This window comes from Rothia sp. SD9660Na (genome assembly GCF_030064065.1).
Lineage (GTDB): Bacteria > Actinomycetota > Actinomycetes > Actinomycetales > Micrococcaceae > Rothia.
In genome coordinates this window covers 627,838-648,104 of the sequence record NZ_CP125946.1, presented here as the reverse complement: position 1 = coordinate 648,104, position 20,267 = coordinate 627,838, and the positions used below count along the sequence as shown (strand labels likewise).

17 protein-coding genes are annotated in these 20,267 nt (G+C 59.8%); 6 read left to right on the top strand and 11 right to left on the bottom strand.

Going from position 1 to position 20,267, the window contains the following annotated elements:
- Window positions 1–147: 147 nt before the first annotated feature.
- The 3 genes from QM007_RS03235 to groES all read right to left on the bottom strand — a co-directional run bounded on the left by QM007_RS03235 (window position 148) and on the right by groES (window position 4,466).
- On the bottom strand, window positions 148–2,310 hold the full coding sequence (locus tag QM007_RS03235; RefSeq protein WP_283490522.1) for an acyltransferase family protein: 2,163 nt from the start codon (window positions 2,308–2,310) through the stop codon (window positions 148–150).
- 217 nt (window positions 2,311–2,527) lie between these two features.
- Window positions 2,528–4,123 carry a chaperonin GroEL gene (groL, locus tag QM007_RS03230; RefSeq protein WP_283490521.1) on the bottom strand — a complete coding sequence of 532 codons (1,596 nt, stop codon included), beginning with the start codon at window positions 4,121–4,123 and terminating at the stop codon, window positions 2,528–2,530.
- Window positions 4,124–4,178: 55 nt separating this feature from the next.
- On the bottom strand, window positions 4,179–4,466 hold the full coding sequence (groES, locus tag QM007_RS03225) for a co-chaperone GroES (RefSeq protein ID WP_135013045.1): 288 nt from the start codon (window positions 4,464–4,466) through the stop codon (window positions 4,179–4,181).
- 691 nt (window positions 4,467–5,157) lie between these two features.
- Here groES and QM007_RS03220 point away from each other — a divergent pair.
- Together QM007_RS03220 and QM007_RS03215 are read left to right on the top strand one after the other, a co-directional pair.
- On the top strand, window positions 5,158–6,438 hold the full coding sequence (locus QM007_RS03220) for a class I SAM-dependent methyltransferase (protein WP_283490520.1): 1,281 nt from the start codon (window positions 5,158–5,160) through the stop codon (window positions 6,436–6,438).
- A gap of 110 nt (window positions 6,439–6,548) precedes the next feature.
- A complete protein-coding gene (locus QM007_RS03215) occupies window positions 6,549–7,691 on the top strand; it encodes a glutamate--cysteine ligase (RefSeq protein WP_283490519.1) in 1,143 nt (380 codons plus the stop codon).
- A gap of 51 nt (window positions 7,692–7,742) precedes the next feature.
- Here QM007_RS03215 and tsaD read toward each other — a convergent pair whose 3' ends face one another.
- From tsaD to alr, 5 genes are all read right to left on the bottom strand, one after another.
- Entirely contained in the window at window positions 7,743–8,849 is a 1,107-nt protein-coding gene (gene tsaD / locus QM007_RS03210; RefSeq protein WP_283490518.1) for a tRNA (adenosine(37)-N6)-threonylcarbamoyltransferase complex transferase subunit TsaD, read from the bottom strand.
- Entirely contained in the window at window positions 8,839–9,366 is a 528-nt protein-coding gene (gene rimI / locus QM007_RS03205; protein WP_283490517.1) for a ribosomal protein S18-alanine N-acetyltransferase, read from the bottom strand. The genes tsaD and rimI overlap by 11 nt, the downstream gene beginning before the upstream one ends.
- Window positions 9,366–10,043: a tRNA (adenosine(37)-N6)-threonylcarbamoyltransferase complex dimerization subunit type 1 TsaB gene (gene tsaB / locus QM007_RS03200; RefSeq protein WP_283490516.1), complete on the bottom strand. Its 678-nt coding sequence runs from the start codon at window positions 10,041–10,043 to the stop codon at window positions 9,366–9,368. Before tsaB ends, rimI begins: the two co-directional genes overlap by 1 nt.
- 82 nt (window positions 10,044–10,125) lie before the next feature.
- On the bottom strand, window positions 10,126–10,722 hold the full coding sequence (tsaE, locus tag QM007_RS03195) for a tRNA (adenosine(37)-N6)-threonylcarbamoyltransferase complex ATPase subunit type 1 TsaE (RefSeq protein WP_283490515.1): 597 nt from the start codon (window positions 10,720–10,722) through the stop codon (window positions 10,126–10,128).
- Window positions 10,723–10,726: 4 nt separating this feature from the next.
- Window positions 10,727–11,971 carry an alanine racemase gene (gene alr / locus QM007_RS03190; protein ID WP_502949072.1) on the bottom strand — a complete coding sequence of 415 codons (1,245 nt, stop codon included), beginning with the start codon at window positions 11,969–11,971 and terminating at the stop codon, window positions 10,727–10,729.
- Window positions 11,972–12,086: 115 nt separating this feature from the next.
- On the opposite strand from alr, the gene QM007_RS03185 reads away from it, so the two are divergent.
- From QM007_RS03185 to QM007_RS03175, 3 genes are all read left to right on the top strand, one after another.
- Window positions 12,087–13,292: a glycosyltransferase gene (locus tag QM007_RS03185; protein WP_283490514.1), complete on the top strand. Its 1,206-nt coding sequence runs from the start codon at window positions 12,087–12,089 to the stop codon at window positions 13,290–13,292.
- A 9-nt stretch (window positions 13,293–13,301) separates the two neighbouring features.
- Entirely contained in the window at window positions 13,302–14,078 is a 777-nt protein-coding gene (locus tag QM007_RS03180) for a phosphatase (RefSeq protein WP_283490513.1), read from the top strand.
- 176 nt (window positions 14,079–14,254) lie between these two features.
- Window positions 14,255–15,727, top strand: a complete 1,473-nt coding sequence (locus QM007_RS03175; protein WP_283490512.1) for a sugar transferase — start codon at window positions 14,255–14,257, stop codon at window positions 15,725–15,727.
- A 56-nt stretch (window positions 15,728–15,783) separates the two neighbouring features.
- Here QM007_RS03175 and QM007_RS03170 read toward each other — a convergent pair whose 3' ends face one another.
- The 3 genes from QM007_RS03170 to glmS form a co-directional block, all read right to left on the bottom strand.
- Complete coding sequence (locus tag QM007_RS03170; RefSeq protein ID WP_283490511.1) at window positions 15,784–16,707, bottom strand: ADP-dependent NAD(P)H-hydrate dehydratase; 924 nt, start codon at window positions 16,705–16,707, stop codon at window positions 15,784–15,786.
- Between the two features lies 1 nt (window position 16,708).
- On the bottom strand, window positions 16,709–17,146 hold the full coding sequence (locus QM007_RS03165; RefSeq protein WP_283490510.1) for a holo-ACP synthase: 438 nt from the start codon (window positions 17,144–17,146) through the stop codon (window positions 16,709–16,711).
- 129 nt (window positions 17,147–17,275) lie between these two features.
- A complete protein-coding gene (glmS, locus tag QM007_RS03160) occupies window positions 17,276–19,159 on the bottom strand; it encodes a glutamine--fructose-6-phosphate transaminase (isomerizing) (protein WP_283490509.1) in 1,884 nt (627 codons plus the stop codon).
- A gap of 127 nt (window positions 19,160–19,286) precedes the next feature.
- On the opposite strand from glmS, the gene coaA reads away from it, so the two are divergent.
- Window positions 19,287–20,243 (top strand): type I pantothenate kinase, encoded by a 957-nt coding sequence (coaA, locus tag QM007_RS03155; RefSeq protein WP_283490508.1) that lies wholly within the window; start codon window positions 19,287–19,289, stop codon window positions 20,241–20,243.
- The last annotated feature ends 24 nt before the right edge of the window (window positions 20,244–20,267 follow it).

Genomic DNA, 20,267 nt, shown 5'->3' with positions numbered 1-20,267 from the left:
TCAGGTGGGCGCTTAGCGACACTGGTTTTAATCTTAGTCGGGTTAGCCCCGATGTGCGAGTGTGGGCCCCTGGCACCGAGGTGCCGTTTGCTCACACCCTGGGGGCATTCCCTGTTCGTACTGATTGAAACCCTTCCCCGCCCATTTCTATTCCGTAGTTGTGTGGACAGCACCAGCAGGCAGTAGCTGGGTGCTTGCCTGCCCGCTCGCTTCAGCCTTGCCCAGGGCTTCGAGAAGTCGCGGGTCGAAGTAGGGGCCTAGGGTTTCGATGTAGGTTGCGGTGATGTGGTCGTAGTCGAAGTAGGTGTAGATATTACCGATGGAAGCCGGGCAGGAGTTCTCGGGGCAGATTAGGTCCGAGAGGTTGAGGGCGGCAAACCCAGGGTAGGTCTGTTCCAGCGGGGCCAGGGGGTTGACGGTGACGTCCTGGCCGGGGCTCATGAGGCAGTCGTCCGCTGTGCCGAAGGCATCCAGGCAGTCCTTGTGCATGGTTTCCATGCGCGGGGTATCGCGCAGGCCGATGACCTGGGTTCCGGCTGAGGTGAGCTGGGCAATGCGGGTCTCGGCGTCGAAGAGCGGAGCATCTGGCAGGTTGGGTTCTGATTTGGTGCCGTGGAGCAGGACGGTATCTGGGGCTAGGTCCTGAATAAAGGCAGCACTGTCGCTTGCCCAGGAATCACATTCAAAGCCGCTGGCGTAGGCTGCGTTGTCGGTTTCACCGAGGAAGCAGCCGGGGCGGGTGAGGGCAATGACCGACCAACCTTGGGCTTGAGCAAGCGGACGCACGGCCGTCATCCACATCTGCATGTGGGAGTTTCCCCAGGCCACAATGGTTCGGGTGGGTTGGGGTGAGTAGGCAACGTAGGTGCAGTCCCCGGCCGGGGAGTCGGGGATGGCCAGCTCGGGGGTCACGTCGGTGCAGGCAGCTCCAAGGTCGGCCCAGTCCGCATCGAGCACGGCGCGGATGGGGATGACAGGGGCGTCTTCTTCCCCTGTGTATTCGTAGTCGGGCTGTAGCACGGCCGCCCCCACGTTATTGAGGGTGCGGTTAGCCTCAGCCTGCTCGGCCTGCCGGTAGATGGCTGACTGCCAGGCGTAGGAGGGAGCAAGGGCAAGGCCCACGCACACCGCACCAGTGATCAGACCCGCAAACACAGACCGGTTGGGAAGTGCCCAGTCCCGCAGGGGCTTTTCGACCAGCTGGGTTAGAACCCAGGCCAGCACACTCGACAGAAGAAGCAGGCCAAGCCCAGCCCAGAAACCCGCCTTTTCCTGACGGGTCTGCGCCAGGTAAAAGACGAGAATCGGCCAGTGCACCAAATAGAGGGCATAGGAAAAACCGCCCAGAGCCAGCAGGGGCTTAGCGGTCAGCAGTTTCTCAGGCCCGAAGCTGGTGCCAGTGTCTCCCGCAATAATGACGAGTGAAGCTGCCAGGGTGGGCCACAGGGCTACGTAGCCGGGGAAGGTTCCGTTAACGTCCAGCACGAAACCGCAGGCAACGATAGCGGCAATACCTGCCCACCCCAGAACCGCGCGTATAAGCGGTGGGAATTTCAGGACGGGCAACCAGAGGGCTACTAAAGAGCCCAACGCGAATTCCCAGAGGCGAGCCTCGGTTTCAAAGTAGGCGGCCTGCTGGTTGGTTGCGGTGATCTCAATTGAGTGAATCAGTGACACCGCAAAAAGAGCGGCAAAGACACCGGTCAGAACCCAACGAGCAGAGCCCCTCATACGCATCCCCAGTACCAGGGCAAGAACCACCATCAGCAGGGGCCACAGCACATAGATTTGCCCCTGAACCGACAGGGACCAAAAATGCCGGAAGGGTGAGGCCAGCGAGGTGTCGGCAGCGTAGTAGTCCACGGCGTTTTCAATCGACCAGTTATTGTGCTGGTACAGAATCACGGCCTTGGCCTCATCAGCTATCGAGAGCCAGCGCTCAGCCGGGATAAAGAAGTAGGTACCTAACAAAGTAAGTGCCACGGTGAGTGATGCCAGAGGCAGCAGACGCTTAAAGACGTGTACCCAATAAGCCAGCAGGGTTTTTAGACCGAACCAGGTGCCCGGCCCTACCAGCTTGACCTGTTCAATCTTGCGGGCAAAGGACCCGGTTAAGAGGAAAGCCGAAATCAGCAGGAAGACATCAACACCGCCGGATACCCGACCAAACCAGAAATGGTAGGCGGCCACCAGCAGCAGGGCGAGCGCGCGCAGGCCCTGGATCTCGGGGCGCCAGGCCTGTTCCGCTGAACGAGTGACGGTTGCGATGGTACCGGTGGCTGGTGTGGGCTCGGCTGCGGGGCGGGGCACTGCGGTCTACCTCCTTTGCTGGCAATCATCTGGTGCCAGAAAGTCAGTTATCGAAAGGTAACTGGCAGGAAGACACCAAGTTAAAAATCTTACTCCCGGTGACTGAAAATTTGCTTTAAAAAGCAAACCCCTGCCCCTACGGTGTTAGTCACGGTAGGGGCAGGGGTTGTTCTGCCTCAAGTGGCCCGGTAAGGCCTTGAGTGCGGGGGCGGGGCCTTTACTTGGCCTCGTCCTCGCCCTTTTCCTCGGGCTTTTCGACAACCAGGGTCTCAGTGGTCAGCACCAGGGCAGCGATAGAGGCCGCATTTTCCAGGGCTGAGCGGGTGACCTTGACGGGGTCGATGACGCCGCGGGCCATCAGGTCCTCATACTCACCGGTGGCGGCGTTGAAGCCGGAACCTACGGGCATGTCGGCTACGCGGGAGGTGACCACGTAGCCGTCCTCACCTGCGTTCTCGGCAATCCAGCGCAGGGGCTGAACCAGGGCGCGGCGGACGATGTCTACGCCCACCTGGGCATCGCGGGATTCGAGCTCAACGCCGTCCAGGGCTGCCAGAGCGTGAACCAGGGCGGTACCGCCACCGGCGACAATGCCCTCTTCCAGAGCGGCACGGGTGGAGGACACGGCATCCTCGATGCGGTGCTTGCGTTCCTTGGCCTCAACCTCGGTTGCAGCACCCACCTTGATGACGCCTACGCCACCGGCCAGCTTGGCCAGGCGTTCCTTGAGCTTTTCGCGGTCCCACTCGGAGTCCACGCGCTCAATTTCGGCACGCAGCTGGTCAACGCGCTCGGCAACGGCCTCAGAGGTGCCGCCACCGTCGACGATGGTGGTGTTGTTCTTGGTGACGGTCACACGGCGGGCTGAACCGAGCTGGTCCAGGGTGACGGCGTCCAGGGAAATGCCCAGTTCACCGGTGATGACGGTGCCACCGGTCAGGATAGCCAGGTCCTGGAAGATTGCCTTACGGCGGTCGCCAAAACCGGGTGCCTTCAGCGCTACGACGTCAAGGTTGCCGCGGAGCTTATTAACCACCAGAGTGGAAAGAGCTTCGCCGTCCACGTCCTCAGCGATGATGGTCAGAGGCTTCTTAGCCTGAACAATCTTCTCAAGCACGGGCATAATCTCAGCCACGGTTGAAATCTTGCCCTGGTAGAGCAGAATCGCGGTGTTCTCAAGAACAGCCTCGGCACGTTCAGGGTCGGTGACGAAGGAGGGTGAAAGGTAGCCCTTGTCGAACTGCATACCCTCGGTCACTTCGAGCTCAACCTCGGTGGTGGAGCCGTCCTCGATGGTGATGACGCCGTCCTGGCCTACCTTGCTGAAGGCCTCAGAGAGCAGCTCACCAATCTGGGGTGACTGAGCTGAGATAGCTGCTACGTGGGCAACTTCTTCACCCTTGACCTCGCGGGCGTTAGCCAGCAGGCGCTCAGATACCAGCTTGGTTGCGGTCTCGATGCCGCGCTTGACCTCACCGGGGGCAGCGCCCGAGGTAACGTTGCGCAGGCCCTCAGACACCAGTGCCTGGGCGAGGACGGTTGCGGTGGTGGTACCGTCGCCAGCAACATCGTTGGTCTTGGTAGCTACTTCCTTGGCGAGCTGGGCACCCAGGTTTTCGTAGGGGTTTTCCAGTTCAATCTCGCGGGCGATCGACACACCGTCGTTGGTGATGATGGGGGCGCCCCACTGCTTATCAAGCACCACGTTACGGCCGCGGGGGCCCAGGGTTACCTTGACAGCGTTAGCAAGCTTATCGACGCCTGCCTGCAGGTGCTTACGCGCATCATCATTGAATTCAAGCTGTTTTGCCATGAATCCTTACTTCTTTCTCGTGTTTCGTGGTTTGTGCGGTAGAAACAGCGAAAACTTAGGAAACGACAGCCAGAACGTCGCGGGCTGAGAGAATCAGGTACTCAGCTCCACCGTACTTAACCTCGGTGCCACCGTACTTGGAGAAGATAACGACGTCACCTTCAGCTACGTCAACGGGGATGCGGTTTCCCTTGTCGTCGATGCGGCCGGGGCCAACAGCGATAACCTTAGCCTCCTGGGGCTTTTCCTTAGCGGTATCGGGGATAACCAGGCCGGATGCGGTGGTCTGCTCTGCTTCAACGATCTGAACGACAATGCGGTCTTCGAGGGGCTTGATAGCCATGGTGAGGTACTCCTTCAAGTGAGGTCTCAGCGTAAAACGTAAAAGGGGTGACCATGATGCACTAAGCGGGCTCAAGCCGGTATCGTCGCGGTGCTACCGACTGCCGATTTAGCACTGTCAACGGTCAAGTGCTAACTAAAACTTTATTCCCCTCACCCCCTACGGGCAAGATAAAGCGCCGGTTTCGCAGACAGCGCACCGCCTCAGCTTAGGTTGTTGTGCCCTACAATACAGGTTGAAGCGACTTTCCCCGGCAGATAGGCGACCATGCTCAAACTCATCTTCTGGCCGGTACTCGTCCCCTCTTTTCTTTTCGCAGCCGGCTTCGGGGCCGTCGTTCCCATCCAGATTCTGGCAGCCATCAGGCTGGGGGCTCCGTACTAGCAGAAACTGTCTCTACTCAAGACCGCGGCAAAGCCACGACCGCCCTCTGCCTTGGCCTCTTTGGAGCCGGCTTCCTTCTCATCCCTCTAGCGCCCAGTGGGCTAAGTTCCTCTCCATCTGGTCGATGTTCTCGCAGGTTGCCATCGTGCCGGGCCCCTGGCTATCTCAGGTATCATGCTGGTTTCTTCCCTCCCGGTAGCCTTTACCGCCATCGGCTCTAGCGCCCTGGGGGCTCGCCCGATTCACGCCAGCCCCAGCCAGTCGGCCTTCAGCGGGTCTCGCCCACCCTAACCTTTAAACTAGGTACATGACCTTTTTCCCCCGCGCCGGTGCCCAGCCTTTCTCCGCCGACCAGCTAGCAGTCCTAGACCAGCTAGTGCCCTATCAGCCGGCTAGTTCCCTCCAGGCCGTCAGTAAGCTGCGGGCTCAAGGTTTCAGCGCCGAGGATTCCTCTGCCCTGCTGACCCAGGCCCGTCTGCGGGCCCTGGGGGCCACCAAGTTCGGGGAAGAAGCCTCGCGTATGCTCTTCACCGAGGCTGGCTATGAGCAGGCGACCCGGGCAGCAGTTGCCGACCATCATGCTGCCCGTTTCGTGGAGGCCGGGCTAAAATCTGTTGCTGATTTGGGCTGTGGCCTGGGGGCAGACTCCCTCGCCTTTGCCCGCGCAGGGTTAGCGGTGACGTCCGTTGAGCTTGACCCCGCTACAGCAGCCCTGACCGCCCACAATCTCTCCCCTTACCCCACTGCCCAGGTGCTCGTGGGCGATGTAGAACAGGTTGAGCTCGAACAACTCACCACCGTGAGCGGTGAGCGCGTCGCCGCCCTCTGGCTAGACCCAGCCCGCCGGGAGGTTGAAGGCGGCTCTACCACCTCCCGCCTTTTTGACCCCGAAGCCTTCTCCCCGCCCTTTTCCTTCCTGCAGAAGCTGGCGGCAACCGGAATTCCTATGGGGGTCAAGCTAGGCCCGGGCCTGCCCCACGAGGCGATCCCGAGCGGGGTGGAGGCCGAGTGGGTCAGTCACGGCGGGTCTGTGGTGGAGGTGGTGCTCTGGTTCAACGCCCTGGCCCGGCCCGGGGTTGCCCGCTCGGCTACCGTATTGGGGGCGAACGCCGTTACCCGGCAGGTCCTGGGTGAGATGACGTCCCAGCTCACGGCGTCAGCCGATGAAGAGCCGCTTAAGGTAGCTGACTTAGGGGACTACCTGATTGAGCCCGACGGGGCGGTGGTTCGTTCCCACCTGGTCGCGGATTTTGCGCGGGCAGTCGGGGCCACCCTGCTGGATGAAAATATTGCCTACCTGACCTCGGACTCCCCAGTAGTTAGCCCCCTGGGCCGCTCCTACCGCGTCCTGGGCACCCTGCCTTTGAATGAGAAGAAGCTACGCCGCTGGGTCAAAGAAGAAGGAATTACCGCCCTAACCATCAAAAAGCGGGGGGTCGATGTGGTCCCCGAAAAACTGCGGGCAAGCCTGCTGACCGGAGTAAAAAAGAAGAAGGGGGCTCCTCACAAAGAAGCTACCCTGGTTCTAACCCGACTGGGGCAGGGAACAGATTCCCAGCGGCTAGCTATCTGGGCTGAGGAGGCCTGATTTATTACATATATCTCATTGGATTCGTCATAGAGTGAGCCGGATTCTTCTGCGCTAGCCCCTGCCCCTAAGATAGAACCAGCATCGCACCGAGACCCTGGAGCCAGCGCATGATTTTTCACCCCTCGAACCAGTCCACGATTGGTGTGGAATGGGAGGTCGCCCTCGTCGATCCAGAAACCCGCGAACTGGCTTCACGCGCAGACGAGGTTCTGGCTCTACTCCAAGACCAGCACCCCCGGGTACTCGAAGCAGCAGACGACCGGGCCCACATCACCGGCGAGTTTCTCAACAATACCGTTGAACTAGTCACCGGTATCTGCCGAACTCCCGGCGAGGCGGCCGACCAGCTCTCCCAAGCCACCGGCGTCCTCAAAGAAGTGACCGACCAACTGGGCCTAGCCTTCTTCTCAGCCGGTACCCACCCCTTCTCCCGGGCCCTGGATCAAAAAGTCGTTGATAAGGATCGCTACCTACGGGTGCTCGACCGCTCCCAGTTCTGGGGCCGCCGCCAGATTATCTACGGGGTCCATGTGCATACAGGGGTTACTTCTCGTGATAAGGCCCTGCCGGTGCTCAACGGGCTCACCAACTTTTACCCCCACCTACTAGCCCTTTCTGCGTCCTCCCCCTTCTGGGAGGGGGAGGATACCGGCTTTGCCTCCCAGCGGGCCCAGATTTTCCAGCAGCTGCCCACCTCGGGTCTCCCCTTCACCTTTGAAGACTGGGGGGACTACGAGGACTACCTCAATGACCTGGTGGTCACCGGAGTCATTGACGACCCCAGCGAAAACCGCTGGGACGTGCGCCCCGTACCCAAGTACGGCACGGTGGAAATGCGGGCCTATGACGGGCTGGCCTCCATCCGCGACATTACGGCCCTGACAGCCTTCACCCAGTGCCTGGTGGAGTGGTTCTCCCGCCAACTCGATGCGGGCAAACGAATTGAGCCCCTCAAACCCTGGCACGTGCAGGAGAACAAGTGGAGGGCTGCCCGCTACGGCACCGAGGCCATCGTCATTCTCGATAACCAGAACACCGAGCGCCTGGTCACCGACGATACCCTGGGGCTACTGAACAAGCTAGAGGGTATTGCCGCTGACCTAGGCTGCTCTGCTGAGTTGGCTGACGTGGAGCGAATCTGCCTGATGGGGGCAGGCTATCAACGCCAGCGCCGCGTCGCAGCCGAACACGGAGGTGACCTCACAGCAGTGGTGGATGACCTCACAGCCCAGGCCGTCGAGGGGCTGTAAGTCTCTTCTCCATCCCCTCCTGCACCTCTGGGTGCCTGCCCCTCTGCCTCTTTAGAGGGAAATTTTGGTGACGGGCAAGGAAGAATCCGCCGTAAAGTCGATGCCTGATGGATCCCGCCCCTCAGATACCAGGCGGGCTCCCAGTGCAGCCACCATAGCCCCGTTATCGGTGCAGAGGCTCAACTGGGGAATGACCAGCTTAATGCCGTGTTCGGCACAGCGCTGGGCAGTCAGCTCACGCAGGCGCGAGTTTGCGGCTACTCCCCCACCCAGCAGCAGGGTGGTAATGCCGCGCTCGGTACAGGCCAGCATGGCTTTCTTAGTAATCACATCGACCACAGCTTCTTGGAAAGAAGCCGCGATATCAGCGACCGGTACCTCTTCGCCCCGAGCCTCAAAACCCTCGACAACGCGGGCAACAGCGGTCTTCAGACCCGAGAAAGAAAAGTCATAACGGTGGGGGCCAGGTTCCTCGACGGTGCCCATGAACTTGCGGGTCGACAGGCCGCGGGGAAAGGCAAAAGCTGCTCCGTTGCCGTCCGCAGCCACCCGGTCAATCACCGGCCCACCCGGGTAAGGCAGGCCCAGCAGACGGGCTACCTTGTCGTAGGCTTCACCGGCTGCGTCGTCCAGGGTGGCCCCCAGCAGCTCAACATCGCCGGTAATATCACGCACGGCCAGAATTTCCGTGTGCCCGCCAGAGACCAGCAGGGCCCCGATTCCTTCGCTGGGCAGGCCGTCAAGGAAGTCAGCCGTATGCCCCTCAATACCGCAGTCATCGAGCAGGCCAACCCCCACATGGGCCACTAGGTGGTTGATCCCGTAGAGGGGCTTGCCGGTGGCAGTTGCCAGGGCCTTGGCGGCAGAGACGCCGACCATGAGGGCACCGGCCAGACCGGGTCCTGCGGTCACAGCGATAGCGTCTAGATCGTCAAGGCTCACCTGGGCTTCATCCAGGGCAGCCTGGAGGGCAGGGACCATAGCGTCCAGGTGGGCGCGGGAGGCAATTTCGGGAATCACGCCGCCGAAGCGCACATGCTCATTCATGGAGGACGAGACGGTATTGGTCAGCAGGGTGGAACCCCGCACAATACCGATGCCGGTTTCATCGCAGGAGGATTCAATACCCAGTACCAAGGGTTCGGTTTTAGCGGTCATGGCTGGTTTCTCCTTGCACAGGGGTCATCTCGGTCAGGTCACGGCGCATAATGAGGGCATCGACCCCGTCATTGTAGTAGCGGCGACGCACATGAATCTGCTGGTAGCCGTTTTTCAGGTAGAGGTTTTGAGCCCGGGGGTTATCGGCGCGTACTTCCAGCAGCATCTGTTCAGCGCCCCGGGCAGCCGCTTCGCGGGCCAGAAAATCCAGCAGGGCCCGTCCGTAGCCACGGCCCTCACAAGCAGGGGTAACGGCTATGGTTTGAACATCGGCGGTATCAGCTACACTCATGAGCCCGGCGTAGCCAATCACCTGCGTCCCGGTGTCTGTGGGTGTTTCCAGGACGATATAGCCCCTCGTCTCGTGGGTAATTTCAGCCAGGAACATATCTAGCGGCCAGGCATCAGCTGGAAAAAGCTGCATTTCAAGGGCATACACAGCAGGAATATCGTGCAAGGTCATTTCCCGGGCTCGAGCCCCGCCGGCCAGGCCCGTGGGCAGGTCGGTCAGCAGCATTAGGCGCTAGCCTTCTTGCGGGCGGCCGGGACCTTGGCATCAGATTCCCGCAGGTAGAGGGCGCTGGTGTCGGTGCTCAGCTGCTCCAGGCCTAGGCGGGCTGCAGCTGCCAGGAGGGCGGCGGCGTCCGGCTGGATGTGTTCAAAGCCGGGTTGAGTGCTCAGGGCCTCGGGGTAAAGGGAGGTTCCAAATCCATAGGCGGGCAGGTCGGGTGCCTCGCTGGCCGGGCCCACGGTGGGGCCGCTTTCTAGTTGATAGCCCTGCTCAGTTAGCTCATAGACAGCCGAGTATATTTCCTTGCGGCGGGCATCTGAGGCCACCAAAAAACGGGTATGACCGGACGCCCGCGCGGCAGCTTCTGCTGTCTCGGCCAGGGCGGTCAGGCTCATGATTCCGTACAGGGGCTTACTCCAGGCGAAGGCCAGGGAACGCGCGGTAACGATACCGGCGCGCAGGCCGGTGAAGGGACCGGGACCGGTGCCGGTGATGATGGCCTCGACCTCCTGTCCCGTTACTCCGGCCTCAGCCAGCACCTCGGTCACGAAAGGGGACATGACCTCAGCATGAGAGCGCGTGTCTTCGGTTGCCCGTGAGGCAAGCAGGGTCAGCTGGTGACCGTCGAGACGGCCCAGGGCCACAGAAGCTATAGCGGATGAATCAAGAGCAAGAATAAGCACCCCACCAGTCTAGCGTGTTTAGACTCTGAGGCTATGTCGGGGGTCGGCAGCGAGCGCGAGCCCGCGGTGCTGCCAAAAGCCCCTATGCGTCCCCTCCACGAGTCAGATGTTCCGCTAATTCGTCCCAAACATTTTCCCAGCGGGGCCCGCTCCCGATGAGTCGTAGGCGTCGGGGTTCGGGGGCGCCGTCGTCCTCGTCCTCTTCTTCACAGCTACCCGGTGCATAGAGGGCGTAGGGGTCGGTTTCGGCCAGGTCAGCACCGGTGACGCGGGTAAATTCCAGATCGAGAATAGAGTCTGACAGGTGCTCGGCTTTGTCGCGACCCCATTCAATGACGGTGACGGAACGATCCAGGGAGTATTCCAGGTCGAGATCGTCCAACTCTTCGGCGCTGGCCAGTCGGTAGGCATCTACATGCACCAGGTCGGGCCCGCCGGGGCGAAGGCCCTCGGGCAGGTTGGGGTGCACGCGGGAGAGCACAAAGGTGGGAGAAATGACGCCTTCGCGCACGCCAAGGCCCTCGCCCAGGGAGCGGGTGAAGGTAGTTTTTCCGGCTCCCAGTTCGCCGGTGAGAATCAAGACATCACCCGCGGTAAGAAGAGGCGCTAGGGCCAGGGCGATGGCACGGGTGTGGTCGGGGCCGGTAATTTCTACATCGAGAATATGGTCTGAGCTCACGGTCTTAGTTCTTGTCTTTCCAGGACCCGCCAACGCTGATGCGGGTAACGCGCGGGGAAATGCGGGTAACGATTTCGTAGTTGATGGTTCCAGCGGCTTCTGCCCAGTCGGTGACCGGTGGGTTATCGCCTGAGCCGAAGAGGACGGCGGGGGCACCCAGGAAGCCAGCTGCGGGGTCAGCCAAACCGGGCTCACCGAGGTCTACAACCAGCTGGTCCATGGCGATTCGACCCACCTCCCGGTAGGTTCGGGCCGGGCCAGATGCCGGGTAGATACGGACCGGCCCGCCGGTTGCGACTCGGGGAACGCCGTCCGCGTAGCCAACCGGCACTAGGGCCAGGGTCGTGGGCTTGTCGGTCACGTAGTTAAGGCCGTAGGAGACTCCCTGCCCAGCCGGCACCTCTTTGACGGCGTTGATGAAGGTTTGCAGGTGCATGACCGGCTTGAGTCCCAGGTCTGCTGGGGTCTGCCCGGGCAGGGGTGACAGCCCGTAGAGACCGAGACCCACACGGACGGCGTCCCACAGCAGGCCGTCCTCTACCCCGACGGATGCCGCGCTGAAGGTCGCGGGAGTGTTAGCAAGGTGGCGCAGGGTTGGTCGCAGGCCGGCAGAGTGCAGGATATCTAGTGCCCGGTCGAAGGTCTGAGACTGCTCGGCGGTTTCGGGGCGCTCCGGTTCGTCGGCTACTGCCAGGTGGGAGAAAACCCCGACCACCTGCAGGGTCCCGCTTTCTTCAAGCTGGCGGGCACTGGCGGCAAGGGCAGGTAGCTCACTCATGGTGACCCCGTTACGCCCCAAGCCCGTATCAACTTTCAGGTGAACCTTAACCGGCTCCTGCTGCCCGCTGGCACGGTGGGCAGCCGCGATGGCTTCTAGTTCCCAGGTGCTCGAGATACCCAGTTCAAGACGGTCTTCTAGAGCCTGGACAAAGTTGGTACGAGGAGTGTGAAGCCAGGCAATGATAGGGGCAGCGATACCACCGGAGCGCAGGGCATGCGCTTCCTTGACATGGACGACCCCCAGATAGTCGGCTCCCGCTGCTACCGCTGAACGCGCTACGTCAAGCGCCCCGTGCCCGTAGGCGTCCGCTTTGACCACGGCGATAAGGGCCCGCTGCCCGATAATGCTCTTAATACGCCTAACGTTGTGCTCGACGGCGCCTAGGTCAATGAGGGCAAGGCGTTCAGCGTCTGTGGGGGCATCAAGGGGCACGAAGCCGTGGGCGCGGTAGAGACTGTCAATAGACACGGTGTACTCCTGGAGCAGAGGGTCCTTTCTCTCTAGCTTAGTTGAGTTTGCCGGTAGCGCACCTGCGCTGACGCCTACAGGGTGCGGGTAGGTGTGGCAGGGGTAGAGTAGAGATGTGAGTTTTTCTTTTCCCTTGCACCTACACATCTTTTCGATGCACACTTCTCCCCTGGCTCAGCCGGGGTCAGGTGATGCAGGCGGGATGAATGTCTATATAGAACGGTCGTTGGCCACCCTGCTTGAGGCTAACCCGCAGCTGACGGTAGAGGTGTTCACCCTGGCTACCTCCCGTGAGCGGGCTGGCCGGGTGCAGTATCACGAGCGGGCTACTGTCACCGCGCTTTACCTACCTGAGGCTGAAGGAGCCCGTAAGGAAGATCTACCTGAGCTGGTTCCGGGCTTTGCTATGGCTGTTCGAGCCATAGCGTTGCGACCGCCCCAGATTATTCACAGCCACTACTGGCTCTCGGGCCTGGCAGCTCTTGCCGCATACCCGCAGGTCCCCCTAGTTCACACCATGCACACCACCGCAGCGGCCAAGAACGCCAGGTTGGGCGAGGGCGAGCGCCCGGAACCCGAGGTACGCTTGCGCGGTGAGCAGGCTCTGGCCCGTAGGGCCGCCGCTCTAGTGGTCAATACGGAGTATGAAGCTGCCCAGATGCGAGACTTCTACGGGGCAGAGGAGTCCCAGTTGGTGACAGTGCCCCCCGGCGTTGACCTTTCTGTTTTCTCCCCGAGCAACAGCGTCCGCCCTCTTCATCAAGGGCAGGACGCCGCAGCCCACCTGGTCTTTGCCGGCCGCCCCCAGCATCTCAAGGGTCCCCACCTGCTAGTGGAGGCTCTAGCCCTGATACCGCAGGGCTTAGAAGTTACCCTCGATATCATTGGCACCTCAGGTACCAGCTACGAACAGAATCTAGTGGCTCGGGCAGAGGAGCTGGGGCTGTCTGACCGCATCCGTCTGTTCCACCCGCTCCCGGCCCCGAATCTAGCCCAGGCCTTCCGCCAGGCAGATATCGTTGCCTGTCCTTCATCCTCAGAAACCTTTGGCCTGGTCGCCCTGGAGGCCTCTGCCTGCGGCGCTCCGGTGCTTGCTAGCAAGGTGGACGGGCTAAGAGAGGCAGTAGCTGACGGCGTCACCGGTCTGTTGGTAGCCCAGCGGACGCCCGCCGCCTGGGCGGACGCCATCGCGCGGCTCATCGCCAACCCCCAGCTACGCAGGAGCTGGGGAGAAGCCGGGGCCAAACGCGCTCGCAGCTTTACCTGGCAGGCAACAGCCCAAAACTTCCTCGACCTCTATCAGACTCTCACCCGCTCTTAGGAGAACCGCATGACCTTCTCAATGACTCGCCAGGAATTTGCTGACTATCTCAACGCATCACGCATTACCGGAAACGTAGCAACGGCCCGTGAAAACAACCTTGCTCATATGCAGGGATTTGTTGAAGGCAATGAACACCTGGAATTCGGTGTGAAGTGGATTAGGGACTGGACTGTTGACGATATCTTTGAACTCATGGCGCGACGGGTTGGGACCAGCGCCGACCCCAACCACAGGGAAGGCCAAGACACCATCAGCGCTGACCTCTGTATTGATGGGCTCACCGAGTACGCCCGTATCTTCGGTGACGCAGTACGGGCGGGCAAAAGCCTGCTTTTTGCCACCGGCCACCCCGCAGGCCTCTTCCCTATCTACGCCCGTCTTGCAGCAGCAGCCAAAACTCATGGGGCAACCGTCCTGACCATCGAGGAGGGCGACCGCTTTCTGGACGGCGATATCCGCCAAATATTTGACGTCATCATGTTCGAGCAGTACGGCAATCTACAGCACACCCATTTTCCCGGGCCCATGCAACTAGCGTTGGAACAGCTCCAAGAGCGAGGGATTACCCCGGGTCTCGTCATCGCCGACCACGGGCTCGCCGGGTACGCGGCCTCCGCGGGGATCCCTACCATCGGTATTGCAGACTGCAACGACCCCGGGCTCTTTATCTCTGCCGAACAGGGGCAGATTCTCGTTGCTGTGCCCATGGACGATAACGTCACCCCGCACCTCTACGAACCGGTGATAGATTTTATCCTGGCAGAAGCTGACCTCACCAGCTAAAGGCACCTTGACCAGCAAAGATAAGTTATTTTCAGCTGAAAGTGTGAAGCATATTTCAGGAAATCAGTCTGCTCTTAAGACAGCTGGCACTGTAGTATTAAAAACCTAATCGTACAGGTCTGCCCACACCACTCTCGCACTCGGCGCAGGCACCATCTTTAGGGGAATACACACTAGTGAACGAACAGTACATCGAGGAGCGGTGGGCAGAAACCCGTAACCGCCGCACCTGGCACCCCAAAATCAAGGGGGCCCTTTACCTTGCTGATACTTTAGCCATCGCGCTCTCCATCGCGCTAGCTCATATCGCTAGTTTCGGCTTTCAAAATTCAGAGGTCATGGGACGGGCAAGCCTACCCCTCGGTTATGTAGGTACCGGAATTCTGCTTGGCCTTATCTGGTTTTTTGCCCTCTCGATTGCTAACAGTCGCAATATCCGCTATTTAGGTCATGGCGTTGATGAGTACCGACTAATCACTAAAGCAACAACCTACTTCTTCGCGGTCATCGCAATCTTCTCCTACCTGACCAAAATTGATTTTGCCCGCACCTACGTTGTGCTAGCCTACCCCATCGGCATTGTTCTACTTCTCTGCGCCCGCTGGGGGGTGCGCCGCTGGCTCGTTCACTGGCGGTATAAGGGGCGCGCACTTTCCCGCGTCATGATTATCGGCGACTCAGCCTCGGGCGAGCACCTCTACAAGACCCTCCAGGGGGCCCGTGCCTCAGGCCTCTCACCGGTGGCAGCATACCTTCCCCGTTCGCGTCCCGGCACCCAGCTCGCCGAGGGGGCTATCCCGACCCTGGGCTACTCACCCGATGCAGCCGAGGTCCTCAAGGTAGTCCGTGAGAACAATATTCACGCGGTAGCTGTCTCCACCGGCCACGGCCTCAACCCCGCAGAGTTGCGCCGTCTGGGCTGGGCGCTGGCAGCTGCCCACGTCGCACTCATCATGGCACCTGCCATGACCGATATTGCGGGCCCCCGCATCCATACCCAGCCCCTCAACGGTGTGCCCCTGATTCACGTTCACACTCCCCGCATCGAAGGCATGCAGGCCCTAATTAAGCGAGCTATCGATGTTGTAGCCTCAGGCCTTGGCCTAATTTTCCTGGCCCCCTTGCTGGTTCCGGTTGCCCTGCTGGTCAAAAAGGACGGCGGCCCCATCTTCTTCCTTCAGGAACGCGTTGGCTACCGCGGCACCCCCTTCCACATGATTAAGTTCCGCTCCATGGTGACCAACGCCGAAGAGCTCAAGAAGGAACTCATGGACCAGAACGAGGGTAACGGTGTGCTCTTTAAGATGGCGGATGACCCCCGTATCACTAAGATCGGCAAGTTCATCCGCAAGTACTCTATCGATGAGCTTCCACAGCTGTGGAACGTCTTTGTGGGCGATATGTCGCTTGTGGGGCCCCGCCCACCGCTGCCTTCTGAGGTTGAGCAGTACGAAGAGGACGCCTATCGCCGCCTGTTGGTCAAACCCGGCATTACCGGCCTCTGGCAGGTCTCTGGCCGCTCGAATCTTTCGTGGGAAGAGTCTATTCGCCTAGACCTCTACTATGTTGAGAACTGGTCGGTTATGAGCGATATCGTCATTCTCGTCCGCACCGTCCGCGCAGTTTTTGCCAAGGACGGTGCCTACTAGGGCTCACACACAAGAAGGCCGGTTACCGTTAGGGTAACCGGCCTTTGGTATGGGCTCTACCGCTCAAGGAATATGGCAACGGCCTCTGGGATCTTCTGGGCCACCAGGGTAGGTGGCGTGGGGCCAGATCTCCCTGCTCCGTGCACCAGGCCTGCTGCTAACTGATGGACCCGGACGGCTGCCCCCGCTAGCCTTGCATAGTCAGTTGAGAGGGCCCCGGGCTTAGATTCTTCTGCCTGATAGCGGGCAAGAAGAGACCCAAGAATACCGGTGAGGGTGTCCCCGCTACCGGCGGTGGCCAGCCAGTGGTTCTCACCTGTGCTCTCAAAGAGCTCACCGGTAGGTGCGGCTAAGATGCTCGTGCCGCCTTTGAGCAGAACAGTTGCCCCCGTTGCCTGTGCCAGTAGGCGGGTAAAGCGGTACGGGTCAGCTTCGACCTGCTCCCGGCTGGGTGGCTCAGTCAGCTCGGGGTCCACGGCATAGAGCGTGGACGGCGCCAAGGCAAAAATCCAGGTCAGGGCATCGACCAGCTCGCCGGTATGAGGCGTCAGAATATGGTGTGCCGTCAGCTCTAGCCCATCAGCCACCAGCCGGGCCGCTAGAGAAATCGCCCCTGCGTCAATAACGGCCGGTTGCCCTCCTGCAAGGACGGCCAGGGCCTCAGCTTCTCGTGGTTCTCCGGCGATACCTGAGCCGAGAGCCCAGGCATCAACATGCAGCTTCTCGACTTCCCCAACACTACATACAGCCTCAGGTACGGTCAGCTGCACCTGGAAGTTGAGGGACGATGTTCCAGCAAACCGCACCATGCCAACCCCGGTATTGACGGCAGCCCGGGCCGACATGAGGGCAGCACCCGGGTAGGTATCGCTCCCGGTCAGCAGGCCTAACACCCCGCGGGTGTACTTATGGGAGGAAGAAGTGGGGGAAGTAATATATTGTTGGACGTCCCCGTGCGTCAATTCTTTAGTTCTAGCCACTCTAGTTCCCCTCTTCTACCGGGTGAGCTAACAGCAGCCCCCGAGCAGAGGGATCTAAACGCAGCAGGGTCAGCAAATCACTGTCGCTCAGGTGCTCTGCCACAACGGTTGCGGTAGCTATAGGTTCATCATGGCTCATCGTCAGATGCCATCGGTTAATCCCTAGTCCAGCAGCTCGCCGAGCTACCGTCCCCTTTGCTACCAGGTAGGGCGCTCCGTCCACCTCCTTCTCTACCCAGCAATCCTGCCAGTTCAAACCAGCAGGGGCCCGCAGGGCCTTAGCAGCGGCCTCCTTAGCCGCAAAACGGGCAGCGAGGGAGCGGACGGGCAGGCCCCGCTCCCCCGGAACAAAGAGCCGCTCGTGTAGGGTTGGGGTACCTTCTAAGAGTTCAGCGAACCGATCTATATTGACTACGTCAGTACCGGTACCAATAATCATGGCGTCTCCTTATCGCTCCTGCTAGCTCTGTCTTTCTTCTGCCTATTCTACGGCCCTGCCTATCAGTTTAAAGAGCGAACCCCGCACCCTACCGGGTACGGGGTTCCTATCTCTGTTATGCAGAGAGATTTACTCGACAGTTACTGACTTAGCCAGGTTACGAGGCTGGTCAACGTCGTAGCCCTTAGCGTGAGCCACTGAGCATGCAAAAATCTGCAGGGGCACGGTGGACAGCAGGGGCTGGAGCAGGCTGGGTGAGGCGGGGATGCGGATGATGTGATCTGCATGTTCCTCAACAGCGGTATCGCCCTCTTCTGCAATAACGATGGTCACTGCACCGCGAGCGCGGACTTCCTGAATATTAGAAACAACCTTGGAGTGCAGGGAGTCGCGACCGTTGGGTGAGGGGACGATGACGAAGATAGGCTGGCCTTCTTCGACAAGGGCGATGGGGCCGTGCTTGAGCTCGCCCGCTGCGAAGCCTTCGGCGTGTAGGTAGGCGATTTCCTTGAGCTTCAGGGCACCTTCCATGGCTACGGGGAAGCCAACGTGGCGGCCCAGGAAGAGCACGGACTTGGCGTCCTTCATGGAGGTACCGAGGTCCTTGACCTGCTGCTCATTGTTGATGACAGCTTGAATCTTTTCGGGCATCTTCTGCAGTTCTTCAAGGATGGTACGGATTTCATCCTTGTACATGTTGCCACGCAGCTGGGCCAGGTAGAGGCCAAGCAGGTAGGCAGCAGCAATCTGTGAGAGGAAGGCCTTGGTAGATGCAACTGCAATCTCGGGGCCCGCGTGGGTGTAGAGAGCTGCATCGGATTCACGGGGCAGGGTTGAGCCGTTGGTGTTACAAATAGAAATGACCTTGGCGCCCTGTTCCTGGGCGTGGCGCACTGCCATGAGGGTGTCCATGGTTTCGCCGGACTGGGAGAGGGCTACAACCAGGGTCTTCTCATCAACAATGGGGTCACGATAGCGGAATTCATGGGCCAGCTCCACCTCGGTGGGGATGCGGCACCAGTGCTCGATGGCGTAACGGGCTACCTGGCCGGCGTAGGCTGCGGTACCGCAGGCTACGACGATGATCTTGTTGACGGAGCGCAGGGTAGCATCGTCAATCTTAAGTTCGTCAAGGGTCAGGTTACCCTTTTCGTCCAGACGGCCCAGCAGGGTATCGCGCACGGCTGCGGGCTGCTCGTGGATTTCCTTCTCCATGAAGGAGTCGAAGCCACCCTTTTCAACAGCAGCAGCGTCCCACTCGATGGTGAATTCCTTGCCGTTGGCGGGGAAACCTTCGAAGTCGATGATGGAGTAGTCGCTACCGGTGATGGTAACGATCTGATCCTGGCCCATTTCGACTGCCTTCTTGGTGTAGTCAATGAAGCCAGAAACGTCTGAACCCAGAAAGTTTTCGTTTTCGCCCAGACCAATAACCAGGGGGGAGTTGCGACGGGCTGCTACAACACGATCGGGGTGGTCAACGTGAGTGACCAGGATGGTGAAGGCACCTTCAAGGCGGTTTGATGCCTTGCGGACGGCTTCAGTGAGGTCCTTGCTCTCCAGCTTGTTGTAGATGGAGGCAATCAGGTTAGCTGCGATTTCGGTGTCTGTCTGTGACTTGAACTCACAGCCCTCTTCGACGAGTTCTGCACGCAGCTCTGCGAAGTTTTCGATGATGCCGTTGTGCACAACTGCCAAGCGGCCGTTGTCGACAACGTGGGGGTGAGCATTGTTATCGGTGGGGCCACCGTGGGTAGCCCAGCGGGTGTGACCAATACCGATAGTGGTAGCAGGCAGCGGGTTGGCTTCTACTTCAGCTTCGAGGTTAACAAGCTTGCCTGACTTCTTACGGAATTCGATGCCGCTATCACCAATCAGGGCAACACCGGCTGAGTCATAGCCGCGGTATTCCTGGCGGCGCAGACCTTCGAGAACCACATCGTATGCGGTATGGTCAAATTTCTTACCGTCTGCGGCAGTGCCGAGACTTACGTATCCTACGATTCCACACATGCCTTCATCTTACATCTAAGAATTCGCTGACCCGTTGCTGTCTTCGCCACAGTGTCGCAACCTGTTGTCTCTCTATAGACCTCTGTCATATTAGGTGCTCTTTCTTCCGACCTCTAGACTGATGTAAATGAGCATGTCTGCGCTTTCTTCTAAATACTCTCCTTTTACCGAGCTAGACCGGGGCACCTGGTCGCGTCTCGCTAGCGAGATTTCGGTTCCGCTGACGGAGGACGAGCTACAGCAGCTTCGCGGTCTGGGCGAGACCATTGATCTAGATGAGGTGGCTCAGGTTTATCTTCCTATTTCTCGACTGCTCAACCTCTACGTCAATGCAGCCGCGAGCGCCAACCACATGACGAACGACTTTTTAGGCCTTCAAGGCCAGAAAGTCCCTTTTATTATCGGTGTGGCAGGGTCAGTAGCTGTCGGCAAGTCCACTACCGCCCGCGTCCTGCAGGAGCTTCTCCGGCGCTGGCCCTCAACCCCGAACGTCCAGCTGGTGACAACCGACGGCTTCCTCTACCCCAATGCCGAGTTAGAACGCCGGGGGCTTATGGGGCGCAAGGGTTTTCCAGAATCCTACGACCGCCGGGCCCTCCTGCGGTTTGTGTCCGAAGTCAAATCGGGGGCTCCTCTTGTCACCGCCCCTAAGTATTCCCACCTCTACTACGACATCGTAGAGGGTGAGCGCATTGAGGTTACCAGCCCCGACGTTCTCATTGTCGAGGGCTTAAATGTATTAGCCCCAGCCAAGCTTGATAGCGAGAAAAGCTCGGCGCTAAGCCTGGCTGACTTCTTTGATTTCTCTATCTACGTTGATGCTTCCACCAGGGACATCGAACACTGGTATGTGCAGCGGTTTTTGAAGCTGCAACGGTCAGCTTTTACCAACCCCAACTCCTACTTCAAACGGTATGCCGATTTATCCGAGGACGCAGCAGTTGAGCTAGCTTTGAGCATTTGGCGCTCTATCAACGAACCTAACCTGCGAGAGAATGTGCGCCCCACACGTGGGCGAGCCCGACTGATCTTGAAGAAGTCCCATGATCACAAGATTCGTAAGGTTCTGTTACGGAAGAACTAGGTATGCGCTCTTATCTTTCACACT